Here is a 12,075-nt window from a genome sequence, read left to right as displayed (position 1 = left end):
TCCGTACACCGCTGCAAACGCAGCGGACGGGCGTCGCGGCCCGGTTCACAACGGAGCAAAAGCACCATCTCCCTTTCAGTAAGCGGTTTTTTATCGTCTACTGTGCGGCGCTATGGCGGCTGTGCGCGGGATACCTTCGGGTATGCCGGGTTGCTCCTTCACCGGTCCGCGAACCTGCGTACAGCTGCCACCCTCCATCGCGTCGCGGCGATCAGTGGCGGCTTCACTTTCATAAGGAGCTTCACAGTGATCAAACCTACCCCAAATCCCCCCACCCGGCTGTTTACCGTAGCCGACGGCATCAGCAGCGAAGACCTGCTGGTCAACCTCAGCGAAACACTCGCTTCGGCCAATGCCTTGAGCTGTGACCTGGCCTTTGACTTGGAAGGTTCGAAACGAGAGGAATTGCTCGGTGTTGCGCAGTTGATCGAACTGGCGCAGTTACTGGCTGATCGCTTGCACGGTGAAGGCGGAATGTTGGACACCGCACACAGCGGATAACGCGGCCCCCTCGATCGTTCCCACGCTCCGCGTGGGAATGCCGCCTGGGACGCTCCGCGTCCCGAGCCAGGCGCGCGACTTGAGCACTGCGCAAGGGCGACGCAGAGCGTCACGCAATGCATTCCCACGCGGGAGCGTGGGAACGATCAATAATATTTACGTCAAGCTTTGAAGATTTTCCGCAGTGACCTTTCCATCCCTCCCAACTACGAGATCGTATTGCACCTTTTGCCCTTCTGAAAGCTCTCGCAAACCCGAACGTTCAACTACTAAAACATGCACAAAAACGTCATTTCCACCGTCGTCCGGAGTAATAAACCCATACCCTTTGGGTTTGTTGTAGAACTTGACCGTACCCGTTGCCATTGCCGCTCTCCTTACCCTTACTCAGAACCCAACCCACCTCGATGATGCCCTCTGACGGGCAACGCATAGATACCCTTGGGCCGATGGATATTGGCTGTGAGTCAGCCATCGCAGGCAAGCCAGCTCCCACATGTGATTCAGTTTTTAAACTGGCCGTATATTCGCAGCCTGTGGGCCTTTTGGACCTTGTGTGACGTCAAACTCTACTTTTTGGCCCTCATCCAGGCTTTTGTACCCGGCCGACGCAATTGCCGAGTAATGGGCGAACACGTCCGCACTTCCATCCTCCGGCGCAATAAAACCAAACCCCTTCTCCGCGTTAAACCATTTCACAGTACCCGTTGCCATTGCCGCTCTCCTTTCACTTACTCAGAACCCAATCCACCTAGATGATGCACCTTGACGGGCAACGCATAGATGCCCTCGGGTCGATGGACCATTTGAAACCTCAGACGCTTACCCGCCGACAGCGCTGTATCAGGCCAATCATTGCGATTGATAAATACCTCTTCTGTCCCCTCATCCAATTCGACCAGCCAATCGCCCCTGATCCAGTCGTAGGATTTGACAGTCCCTTTGACCTCGCTCAATCCCGCTCTCCCTGCCTTTCGCTAACTACATACGTGCAGTGTCTGGTGCGGTCATAAAACAACGGGAAACGAGCTTTGGCTACTGTCAGAGTTGACAGGTAGACGCGAGCTGCCGATGGGTGGTAGCGGTGGAACAGCAGACGATTCATGCATCCGATGATTTCTTGCGCTTGCGGGGTTTTCGCGGCTTGGCAGGGGTGGGTGGCAAGTCACTGCATTGCGTGCCTGCCGATTGGACGGCAACCGGGTTGCCATCGCGATCCCGGGCAATAAAGCCGATGCCTTTGACCGCATCAAACCACCTGACCGTACCCCTATCCATCACCGCCTCCCGAGTCGTGCAGGGCTGCACGTCTCATCGCTGTATCAAACAGTGAAGGCGGCGTATTGGCTACTGTCAAAGTTGACAGGTTGTAGGAGCGAGCTTGCTCGCGAAGGTGGGTAACGATAACGCGGGGAGTCAGGATGAACGCGGCGACGGGGAGTTTTTCGCGAGCAAGCTCGCTCCTACAGTGGGCAGCAGCGGTCAGGAATCGCGGCGCAGGTCTGGCGGGATCGGCAGGTCTTTGAGCGGATCAGGCCGCTTGCCCTTGCCGGCGCGGTATTGGCGGTTCTGGTACACGTAGGCCAACACCTGCGCCACCGCCAGGTACAGGCCGGCCGGGATTTCCTGGTCCAGATCGGTGGAGTAGAAAATCGAACGCGCCAATGCTGGCGACTCCAATAACAGAATGTCGTTGGCCACCGCGATTTCGCGGATTTTCAACGCGGTAAAGTCGCTGCCCTTGGCCAGCAGCATCGGCGCGCCGCCTTTCTCGGGGTCGTACTTGAGGGCCACGGCGTAGTGGGTCGGGTTGGTGATGACCACGTCGGCGTCGGGCACCGAGGCCATCATCTTGCGCTGAGACATTTCCCGCTGCAGTTGGCGGATGCGTTGCTTGACCTCGGGCCGGCCTTCCTGGTCCTTGTGCTCGTCGCGCACTTCCTGCTTGGTCATCAGCAGTTTCTTGTGGCTTTCCCACAGCTGGATCGGCGCATCCACGGCGGCGATCAGGATCAGCCCGAGGGCCATCCACAGCGCGCTCCAGCCCACCACCTGCACGCTGTGGATGATCGCCGACTCCAGCGGCTCATGGGCGATACGCAACAAGTCGTCGATGTCGGACGACAACACCGCCAAGGCCACGAACAGAATCAGGAAAAACTTGGCCAGGGCCTTGAGCAATTCCACCAGGGCCTTGACCGAAAACATGCGCTTGAGCCCCGCCCCGGGGTTCATGCGGCTGAACTTGGGCGCCATGCTGCCCGCAGCAAACAGCCAGCCGCCCAGGGCCACCGGGCCGATCAGCGCGGCGAGCAGCAAGGTGATCAGAATCGGCTGCACCGCCAGCAACGCGATCTTGCCCGAGTGCAGCAGGTACTGGGCCATGGCGTCGGGGTTGAGCAACACTTCGCGCGGCAGGCTGAAGTTGTGCTTCATCATCTCCAGCAGGTCCAGCGCCAGGCCACCGCCGTAGATCAGCAAGGCGCCTGCGCCAGCGATCATGGTGGCGAAGGTGTTGAGCTCTTTGGAGCGCGCGATCTCGCCCTTTTCCCTGGAGTCCTTTTTACGTTTCTCCGTGGGGTCTTCTGTTTTGTCCTGACCACTCTCGCTCTCGGCCATGGCTCAGCGCGCCCGTGCCAGATCACGTAAGAACTGCAAGGCTTCGCTCGCCAGCGGTTGATACTGATTGAGAATGTCAGCCAGGCCGACCCAGAAAATCCCCATGCCCAACACCAGGGTCAAGGGGAAGCCAATCGAGAAGATGTTCAGTTGCGGCGCCGCACGGGTCATCACGCCAAACGCGATATTGACCACCAGCAGCGCCGTGATCGCCGGCAGCACCAGCAACAGCGCTGCGCCCAACACCCAACCGAGGCGCCCCACCAGCTCCCAGAAATGGTTGACCACCAACCCCGAGCCCACCGGCAAGGTGGTGAAGCTTTCGGTCAAGACTTCGAACGCCACCAGGTGACCGTTCATGGCCAGAAACAGCAAGGTCACCAGCATGGTCAGAAACTGCCCGATCACCGCCGCCGACACCCCGTTGGTAGGGTCGACCATGGACGCGAAGCCCATGCCCATCTGGATCGAGATGATTTGCCCGGCGATCACAAACGCCTGGAAGAACAACGTGAGGGAAAACCCCAGCATGGCGCCGATCAGGATCTGCTCGGCAATCAGCAGCAAGGCGCTCAGGTCGAGGGCGTTCACCGGCGGCATCGGCGGCAGGCCAGGCACGATCACCACGGTGATCGCCACGGCAAAATACAAACGCACGCGACGCGGTACCAGGGTGGTGCCGAACACCGGCATGGCCATCAGCATGGCCGTGACGCGAAACAGCGGCAGGATGAACGAGGCCACCCAGGTACTGATCTGGGTGTCGGTCAAGGCCAGCAAGGATTGCATCGGCTCAGCCGATCAACTGCGGAATACTGCCGTACAACTGCAGGATGTATTCCATGAAGGTTTGCACCAGCCACGGGCCGGCGACAATCAGAGTCACCAGCATTACCAGCAGGCGCGGCAGGAAGCTTAAGGTCTGTTCGTTGATCTGGGTGGCCGCCTGGAACATCGCCACCAGCAGGCCCACCAACAGGCTCGGCACCACCAGCACGGCGACCATCAGGGTGGTCAGCCACAGCGCTTCACGGAACAGGTCGACGGCGACTTCTGGCGTCATAGCGCTATACCCCTCCGAAACTGCCGGCCAAGGTGCCAATAATCAGCGCCCAGCCGTCCACCAGCACAAACAGCATGATCTTGAACGGCAGCGAGATGATCAACGGCGACAGCATCATCATACCCATGGCCATCAACACGCTCGCCACCACCAGGTCGATGATCAGGAACGGGATAAAGATCATGAAGCCGATCTGGAATGCGGTTTTCAATTCAGAGGTGACGAACGCCGGCACCAGGATGGTCAGCGGCGCCTGGTCCGGGGTGGCGATGTCGGTGCGCTTGGACAGGCGCATGAACAGCTCAAGGTCGCTGGAGCGAGTTTGCGACAGCATGAAGTCCTTGATCGGGCCCTGGGCCTTGTCGATGGCATCCTGGGCCGTGAGCTTTTCTGCCAGATAAGGTTGCAGGGCTTGCTGGTTCACCTTGTCGAACACTGGCGCCATGATGAACAACGTCAAAAACAGCGCCATGCCGGTGAGGATCTGGTTCGACGGCGTCTGCTGCAGGCCCAGGGCCTGGCGCAGGATCGAGAAGACGATGATGATCCGCGTAAAGCTGGTCATCAGCATGACGAACGCCGGGATAAAACTCAGCGCGGTCATGATCAGCAGGATCTGGAGGCTGACCGAATATTCCTGCGCGCCCGCCGCGTTGGTGCCCAGAGTGATCGCCGGGATCGACAACGGGTCGGCGCCCAGGGCCATCGGCGCGGCCAGCAACAGCATGAGCGTCAACAAAACGCGCATTACTTCTTATCCTTCTGATCCTTGCCCAGCAACTCCATCAGGCGCTGGGCGAATTCTGGCGTGGCGGCTTCGGTCTTGACCGCGTCCACCGGGGTCTTGAGTACATGCAGCGGGGTGATGCGGCCGGGGGTGATGCCGAGCAGGATCTGCTCTTCGCCCACCTGCACCAGCACCAGCCGATCACGCGGTCCGAGGGCGCGCGAGCCCACCAGCTCTATCACCTGGCCGTTGCCCGGGCCGATGCGCTGCACGCGGCGCATCAACCAGGCCAGCAGGAAGATCAGGCCGATCAACAGCAACAGGCCCAGCACCAGTTGCGTCAACTGCCCGCCGACGCTGCCGACCGCTGGCGCCGCAGCCACCTGCGCCACCGGCTCAGCCGCCAAGGCGCTCAATGGCAGCGCCAGCAACAGTCCCGCCATCGAGTACTTCATCTCAGCGCAACTTCTTGATGCGTTCGCTCGGGCTGATCACGTCGGTCAGGCGGATGCCGAACTTCTCGTTGACCACCACCACCTCGCCATGGGCAATCAGGGTGCCGTTGACCAGCACGTCCAATGGCTCGCCGGCCAGGCGGTCCAGTTCGATCACCGAGCCCTGGTTGAGCTGCAACAGGTTGCGGATGTTGATTTCGGTGCTGCCCACTTCCATGGAAATCGACACCGGGATGTCGAGGATCACATCCAGGTTCGGGCCGTCGAGGCTCACCGGGTCGTTGTTCTTCGGCACGCTGCCGAATTCTTCCATGGCCAGGCGGTTGCCAGCCGGCGCGGTGGCGGCGTCGGCGGCCAGCAGCGCGTCGATGTCGTCCTGGCCAACATCGCCGGTTTCTTCCAGGGCCGCAGCCCACTCGTCAGCCAGGGCCTGGTCTTCGGCGGAAGTGTTTTCGTGTTCGGTAGCCATTACATGTCCTCGGCGCAGCAAACAATCATGAATTAGGGTTGAATCAGCGGCGGTTGATCGGCTCAACCACTTGCAGCGCCAGGTTGCCCTTGTGGGAACCGAGCTTGACCTTGAATGACGGCACGCCGTTGGCGCGCATGATCAGCTCTTGCGGCAAGTCGACGGGGATGATGTCCCCAGGCGCCATGTGCAAAATATCCCGCAGGCGCAACTGGCGGCGGGCCACGGTGGCGCTCAGCGGCACGTCGACGTCCAGCAGGTCTTCGCGCAGGGCCTTGACCCAGCGTTCGTCCTGGTCGTCGAGGTCGGACTGGAAACCGGCGTCGAGCATTTCGCGCACCGGCTCGATCATCGAATACGGCATGGTCACGTGCAGGTCGCCGCCACCGCCATCGAGTTCGATGTGGAAGGTCGACACCACAATGGCTTCGCTGGGCCCGACGATGTTGGCCATGGCCGGGTTCACTTCCGAGTTGATGTACTCGAAATTGACTTCCATGATCGCCTGCCAGGCTTCCTTCAAGTCGATGAAGGCCTGCTCCAGCACCATGCGCACCACGCGCAGTTCGGTGGGGGTGAATTCACGCCCTTCGATCTTGGCGTGACGGCCGTCGCCACCGAAGAAGTTGTCCACCAACTTGAACACCAGTTTGGCGTCGAGGATAAACAGCGCAGTGCCGCGCAATGGCTTGATCTTGACCAGGTTGAGGCTCGTGGGCACGTACAGCGAGTGCACGTATTCACCGAACTTCATCACCTGCACACCGCCCACGGCCACGTCCGCCGAGCGGCGCAGCATGTTGAACATGCTGATGCGGGTGTAGCGGGCAAAGCGTTCGTTGATCATCTCCAGGGTCGGCATGCGCCCCCGTACGATGCGATCCTGGCTGGTCAGGTCGTAACTTTTGACGCTGCCGGGTTCGGCAGCCATTTCGGTCTGTACCAGACCATCGTCCACGCCATGCAACAGCGCGTCGATTTCATCCTGGGACAGCAGGTCTTGCACGGCCATGTCGTGATCCTACTGCAATACGAAGTTAGTGAAGAGCGCCTGCTCGACCACGACTTTGCCGAGTTCTTTCTGGGCCACTTCCTGCACGCTGGCAGTGACCTTCTGGCGCAGCATTTCCTGGCCGACTGGCGTGGCCAGGCTGTCGAAGCTCTGCCCGGAGAACAGCATCACCAGGTTGTTGCGGATCACCGGCATATGCACCTTGAGGGCATCCAGGTCCGCCTGGTTGCGCGCCAGCAAGGTGATGCTCACCTGCAGATAGCGTTGGCGACCATTCTGGTTGTAGTTGGCGACAAAGGCCGGAAGCATCTGCTCGAAGATTGCCGGTTGCTTGACGTTGGTGGCAGCTTCGGCGGCGGGCGCCGGTTTGCTCGCACTGCTGTGCATGATGTACCAGGTGCCGCCCACCGAGGCGCCGATGGCCAGGAGCAGGCCCAGCACAATCAACAGGATCAGCTTGAGCTTGCCTTTGCCTGCGGGGGGAGTTGCTGCGTCGTCGCTCTTCGCCATGCCAATAATCCGTCACTATTCGGGGATTCGTAGATCTATGGCAAGGCAAGAGCAAGTGTTATGCCAGAGTTGGCTGGCAGGCGCAGGAAGATGATCGTTCCCACGCTCTGCGTGGGAATGCATCCTGTGACGCTACGCGTCACCGTGCGCAACGGTCGAAAACATCGCCGACTTCGGGACGCGGAGCGTCCGGGGTGGCATTCCCACGCAGAGCGTGGGAACGATCAGCCAGCTCCCACACTGACCGGGTTTGAACAGGAAGTCAGGCGTAGTAGTCGACCGCGCTGGAGCCAATCACGCTCTGACTCACTGGCGCCGCCACTTCGGCCACGTCCACAGGGCCACCGGCGTCGCCGCTGTCAGCACGCCTGCCGCTGCCACTGACGCCCCGCGCCTGGCCCTGCTGTTGCTGCTGGTCCTGCCCCCGCGATTGGTCGGAGACATTCACATCCACCTGCCCCATGCCCTGCTGGGCAAACATCTCCCGCAAACGCCCCGACTGGCTCTCCAGCGCTTCACGCACCACCGCATGGCCGCTCATGAAGTTGACCTGGGCTTGCTGATCCGCCGTCATGTTGACCTTGATATCCAGGCGCCCCAGCTCAGCGGGCTGCAACTGGATCTCGGCCGACTTGAGGTTGGCGCTGGACAGGTACATCACGCGGTTGACCACCTCTTCGGTCCAGCCGCTCTGGTGCATGGCCAGGGGCGCATTGGTGACGGGCGGCAAGGCATTCGCGGTTTTCGGTGTGGCCGCCTGGGTGAGCGCCGCCAGGCGGTTGGCGAAGTCGTCCACACGGGTGTCGCTGCTGGCGTTCTTGAGGTCCTTGAGGCCGTCATCGATCAGCGCGCCGAAGGCCTTGTCACCGCCTTGGTCGGTGCTGTCCTTGGTGGCTTGCTGGTCAACCATGTTGGCTAGGCCAGCGGCAAAGTTCTGCGCAGCGGTCGGTTGGTCCTGGGTGGTGGGCGCGGCTTTCTGCGGCGCCTGGCTGCTGGCCGAGACGTGACCGCCCTGCTCCATCGCCAGGCGCACGGCCGGCATCGAATCCAGCGGGTCAGCCTCGGGGTCGAAGGCCGGCTGCTTGGGCTCCTCGGTCACCGCGATGAGCGGCAGGGCCTGGTCATCTTCGGCAGCGACGGCAGGCGCTTGTACGGGCACAGGGACCGCCACCGGCGTTACGGTGGCAACCAGCGCCGGGTCGGCCACCGGTTGCTGCGCCAGGGACGGGTCGGCCGGTGGCTCGCCTTCACTGTCTGCGCTGTCGTCGCTCTTGGCCGGCTTGGCAGGCAAGGGATTGCCGCTATCGGCAACCGCTGGCGCGCTGGCGGCAGGTTTATCGCTGGCTTCAGCCGCTTTGTCGCGCACGGGTTTGGCTGGCGCGTCGTCGCTCTTGGCCTGCGGTTTGGCAGCTTGCTTGGCAAACACTTGAGCGAAGCCAGCGCCCTTGTCCCGCGGGGCCGCAGGCGCTACCGCAGGCGTGGCGGCCGGCGCTTGAGGCTTGGCCGCGGTGGCAGCCTGAAGGAGCGAATGGGGGGCGACTGGCATAAGTAAGGGTCTCCACTGCATGGGGTCGGGGATGCAGTCTATGGAGGTAGAGCAAGAGTCGGGCCAGGTTTACAAAATGCCTGGACATATCCGATTCAATGTAGGAGCGAGTTTGCTCGCGAAAAACTCACAGGCGCCGCATTCATCCAGGAAGTACGCGTTATCGTTGACGTTTTTCGCGAGCAAGCTCGCTCCTACATTCATACAGTGGCTTGACCAGCGCGAACTCATGATCAATCTGATCAACCAGTGCACCTAGATCCGAGGCCGCCTCGACGGCCTCGGCCTCCAGCAACTCACACAATTGGGCCAAACGCACCGCCCCTAGATTGCCGCTGCTGCCTTTGAAACTGTGGGCAATCCGCCCCAACGTTTTGGCGTCGCCTCCAGCCTTGCGCAGTGCTGCGACGCGCTCTTGCGAGTCCTCGATAAAGGTGTCGAGCAACGTCGGGTACTCGCTCTCCATGACTTCCTGCAAGTCCGACAACACGTCGGGGTCCAAATGAATCTCAGCCACTTGCTCGCTCCTTGATCAAGAATCGGCGGATTATGCCAGAGCCTCCCAACAAAACTCCACGCAGACACTGCGCCCGCCATCGGACCAGCCTACAGCGCTGCTCAGTTGACGCACCAGGCTAAGACCCCGACCAGACAGACGGTCGATGTCCACGGGGCGGGCCAGCTCCTGTTCCACATCAAAACCCTGCCCGCTGTCTTCGACGCGCAAGGTCAATTTGCCGCCCTTGTCGGTGGGTACCACCTGCACATGCACGCGCACGTAACCGCTGTCCAACTGCGCCAGCCGCTCATGGCGCTGGCGATAATACTGCGCAAACCCCTGGGCATCGCGCTTGAGCCGTGAATCCAGGCCCAGCACGCCATGCTCCAGCGCGTTGGAATACAGCTCGGCCATCACGCTGTAAAGCGCCCCACCCTGCTCACGCAGGCCGTGGATCTCCAGCAGCAGTTGCAGCAGGTACGGCAGCGGGTTGTAGGTTCTGAGGGTCTGGGCGCGAAATTCGAAACTCACCGACCAATCCAGCGGGCACGACTGGCCGCTGTCAGCATACATCGGCTCGGCCGCCCGCAAGGGCTGGCCTGCCTGCAACGTGATCTCGACCATGCTGACGTCATCGCGCGCCTGGCCGCGAAAGGCCGCCAGGGCCTGCTCGATGTCCTCGAACAGGCGGTCAGGCTCGCGGTTGGCGGCGAACACCTGCTGCAAGCGCTCGGCGCCGAACAGTTGATCGTTGGCGTCAGCGGTGTCCAGCACACCATCGGAGAGCAAAAACACCCGGTCGCCCAACGCCATGGGCCAGACTTCGGTGCTGTCATCGAACGCCTCTGCCGACAACACCCCCAAGGGCAGGTGCCGCGACATCAACGGCGTGCGCCTGCCGGTGGCAACTTCATGCACATAGCCTTCGGGCATGCCGCCGTTCCACACCTCCACCGCCCGCCGCTGGGCGCTCAGGCACAGCAAGGTGGCGCAGCAGAACATGTCCACCGGCAGGATGCGCTTGAGCTTGGCGTTCATTTCCCGCAGGGTCTGCGTGAGGCCGTAGCCCTTGGCGGTCATGCCGTAGAACACTTCGGCCAGGGGCATGGCACCGATGGCGGCCGGCAGGCCATGGCCGGTGAAATCCCCGAGCAGCACGTGCATGTCACCCGATGGCGTGTAGGCCGCCAGCAACAAGTCACCGTTGAACAGCGCATAAGGCGATTGCAGGTAGCGAATATTCGGCGCGGCGTTGATACAACCGGAATGGGCGACCTTGTCGAACACCGCCTTGGCCGCCCGCTGTTCATGCATCAGGTGTTCGTGATGCTTGGCGATCAGGTCACGCTGTTGCAAAACCGTGGCCTGCAGGCGGCGCAGGCGGTCCATGGCGTTGATCTTCGCCGCCAGGATCAAGGGGTTATAGGGCTTGGGCAAAAAGTCATCGCCACCGGCGTCCAGGCACTGGGCCAGGGCTTCGCTTTCGCGCAGCGAGGTGAGGAAGATGATCGGCACCAGCGCCTCCCCCGCCAATTGCTTGATCTGCCGCGCGGCTTCAAAGCCGTCCATCACCGGCATCAGCGCGTCCATCAACACCAGTTGCGGGCGCTCACGGGCAAACACCTCAATCGCTTCGGCGCCATTGCTGACAGTCAGCACCTGATGGCCCTGGCGGCGGATGATGCTCGCCAGCAACAGGCGGTCGGCGGCGCTGTCTTCGGCGATCAGGATGGTCAGCGCTTCAAGGACCGGGGCCAAGGCGCTCAACTGATGTCGAACAGCTTGTCGAAGTTGGAGATGGCGAGGATCTTGCGAACGTCGGAGTTGCTGTTCGTCACGCGGACCTCGGCGTCATCGCCGCCGGCATGATCACGTAGCAACAGCAGCATGCCGAGGGCTGAACTGTCCATGTAGGTGGCCTCCTTGAGATCGACGATATAGATCTCGGGGACCTTGTAGAAACGCTCGTAGGCCTCCCGAAACGCCTGGTGGCTGCCGAAATCGAACCGGCCCTTGATTGCGATCGTCAACTTCTTCCCGTCCAGGGATACTTCTGACTCGACTGTCATGTGACTGCTTCCTTGTCGTTGCACTAGACACAAGGTGTAGCAGCTGAAGAGCATCTGAGCAACACAGCGAATCAACTGTGGGAGCTGGCTTGCCTGCGATGGCGGCGTGTCAGCCACGGAATCTTTAACTGAACCACCGCTTTCGCAGGCAAGCCAGCTCCCACACTGGGTTTGTAGTGCCGATTAGAACTGTTCTGGGCGGGGAAGGCGTTGGGACAATTCATCGAGCAGCTTTTGCTCGCGCTTGTCTTCGATGGCGCGCGCTTCGTCGATGTAGCGCTGCACCAGTTTGCGCAGCCCCTCGACCCGGGCAAACGCCTGTTGCCAGGCCTCGCGGGCTTTGTCGAGGTTGGCCTCGTGCCAGGCCAGGCTCTGGCGTTGCTGACCAACGGCGGTTTCAAGCTGATTGAGAAAGCCCTGGTATCCCATCAGCCACTGGCCGGACACACCCTGGCTGCCGCGCTCGATCCACTGTTGCTGGTACTCGCCACGAAAGCGCTCCAGGTCGCCCAGCTTGCTTTGGGCCAAACGCACCTGGCCCTGGAAGTAGCCAAGGCGCTGTACGGCGGCTTTCTCGGCCTTTTCGGCCATGTCCACCACTGGGG

At 61.3% G+C, this 12,075-nt stretch carries 17 protein-coding genes; 1 reads left to right on the top strand and 16 read right to left on the bottom strand.

Features of this window, described 5'->3' with window-relative positions; translation table 11 throughout:
• The first annotated feature begins 246 nt into the window (after window positions 1–246).
• Complete coding sequence (locus GIW04_RS20565; RefSeq protein ID WP_034136109.1) at window positions 247–501, top strand: DUF6124 family protein; 255 nt, start codon at window positions 247–249, stop codon at window positions 499–501.
• Window positions 502–657: 156 nt separating this feature from the next.
• On the opposite strand, the gene GIW04_RS20560 is transcribed toward GIW04_RS20565, so the two are convergent.
• The 16 genes from GIW04_RS20560 to fliJ form a co-directional block, all read right to left on the bottom strand.
• Window positions 658–867, bottom strand: coding sequence for a cold-shock protein (locus GIW04_RS20560; protein WP_034136110.1), 210 nt, complete (start codon window positions 865–867; stop codon window positions 658–660).
• Between the two features lie 144 nt (window positions 868–1,011).
• Window positions 1,012–1,215, bottom strand: coding sequence for a transcription antiterminator/RNA stability regulator CspE (gene cspE, locus GIW04_RS20555; protein WP_120248409.1), 204 nt, complete (start codon window positions 1,213–1,215; stop codon window positions 1,012–1,014).
• A gap of 17 nt (window positions 1,216–1,232) precedes the next feature.
• Window positions 1,233–1,457, bottom strand: a complete 225-nt coding sequence (locus GIW04_RS20550; RefSeq protein ID WP_120248410.1) for a hypothetical protein — start codon at window positions 1,455–1,457, stop codon at window positions 1,233–1,235.
• A gap of 526 nt (window positions 1,458–1,983) precedes the next feature.
• Window positions 1,984–3,120 carry a flagellar biosynthesis protein FlhB gene (gene flhB / locus GIW04_RS20545; RefSeq protein ID WP_236479161.1) on the bottom strand — a complete coding sequence of 379 codons (1,137 nt, stop codon included), beginning with the start codon at window positions 3,118–3,120 and terminating at the stop codon, window positions 1,984–1,986.
• A gap of 3 nt (window positions 3,121–3,123) precedes the next feature.
• Window positions 3,124–3,909, bottom strand: coding sequence for a flagellar biosynthetic protein FliR (fliR, locus tag GIW04_RS20540; RefSeq protein ID WP_003192935.1), 786 nt, complete (start codon window positions 3,907–3,909; stop codon window positions 3,124–3,126).
• A gap of 4 nt (window positions 3,910–3,913) precedes the next feature.
• Window positions 3,914–4,183, bottom strand: a complete 270-nt coding sequence (gene fliQ, locus GIW04_RS20535) for a flagellar biosynthesis protein FliQ (RefSeq protein ID WP_003192936.1) — start codon at window positions 4,181–4,183, stop codon at window positions 3,914–3,916.
• Window positions 4,184–4,187: 4 nt separating this feature from the next.
• Window positions 4,188–4,931 (bottom strand): flagellar type III secretion system pore protein FliP, encoded by a 744-nt coding sequence (gene fliP, locus GIW04_RS20530; protein WP_003192937.1) that lies wholly within the window; start codon window positions 4,929–4,931, stop codon window positions 4,188–4,190.
• Window positions 4,931–5,365 (bottom strand): flagellar biosynthetic protein FliO, encoded by a 435-nt coding sequence (fliO, locus tag GIW04_RS20525; protein WP_236479160.1) that lies wholly within the window; start codon window positions 5,363–5,365, stop codon window positions 4,931–4,933. The genes fliP and fliO overlap by 1 nt, the downstream gene beginning before the upstream one ends.
• A 1-nt stretch (window position 5,366) precedes the next feature.
• The gene (gene fliN / locus GIW04_RS20520) at window positions 5,367–5,834 is read right to left on the bottom strand and encodes a flagellar motor switch protein FliN (protein ID WP_003192941.1); all 468 of its coding nucleotides are present in this window, start codon (window positions 5,832–5,834) and stop codon (window positions 5,367–5,369) included.
• Window positions 5,835–5,877: 43 nt separating this feature from the next.
• Window positions 5,878–6,846, bottom strand: coding sequence for a flagellar motor switch protein FliM (fliM, locus tag GIW04_RS20515; RefSeq protein WP_003192943.1), 969 nt, complete (start codon window positions 6,844–6,846; stop codon window positions 5,878–5,880).
• A gap of 9 nt (window positions 6,847–6,855) precedes the next feature.
• Window positions 6,856–7,356, bottom strand: a complete 501-nt coding sequence (fliL, locus tag GIW04_RS20510; protein WP_003192946.1) for a flagellar basal body-associated protein FliL — start codon at window positions 7,354–7,356, stop codon at window positions 6,856–6,858.
• A gap of 262 nt (window positions 7,357–7,618) precedes the next feature.
• Window positions 7,619–8,902 (bottom strand): flagellar hook-length control protein FliK, encoded by a 1,284-nt coding sequence (locus GIW04_RS20505; protein WP_003192948.1) that lies wholly within the window; start codon window positions 8,900–8,902, stop codon window positions 7,619–7,621.
• Between the two features lie 160 nt (window positions 8,903–9,062).
• Window positions 9,063–9,419 (bottom strand): Hpt domain-containing protein, encoded by a 357-nt coding sequence (locus tag GIW04_RS20500; RefSeq protein WP_003192950.1) that lies wholly within the window; start codon window positions 9,417–9,419, stop codon window positions 9,063–9,065.
• A 30-nt stretch (window positions 9,420–9,449) separates the two neighbouring features.
• Complete coding sequence (locus tag GIW04_RS20495; protein ID WP_120248413.1) at window positions 9,450–11,168, bottom strand: fused response regulator/phosphatase; 1,719 nt, start codon at window positions 11,166–11,168, stop codon at window positions 9,450–9,452.
• Window positions 11,165–11,470: an STAS domain-containing protein gene (locus GIW04_RS20490; protein ID WP_120248414.1), complete on the bottom strand. Its 306-nt coding sequence runs from the start codon at window positions 11,468–11,470 to the stop codon at window positions 11,165–11,167. The genes GIW04_RS20495 and GIW04_RS20490 overlap by 4 nt, the downstream gene beginning before the upstream one ends.
• Before the next feature lie 183 nt (window positions 11,471–11,653).
• The coding region (fliJ, locus tag GIW04_RS20485) for a flagellar export protein FliJ (protein ID WP_236479158.1) at window positions 11,654–12,075 on the bottom strand (422 nt) is incomplete at its 5' end.

This window comes from Pseudomonas sp. PA-4-8C (assembly GCF_021606625.1).
Classification (GTDB): Bacteria; Pseudomonadota; Gammaproteobacteria; order Pseudomonadales; family Pseudomonadaceae; genus Aquipseudomonas; species Aquipseudomonas lactis.
This window is presented reverse-complemented; position numbering and strand designations above follow the sequence as displayed.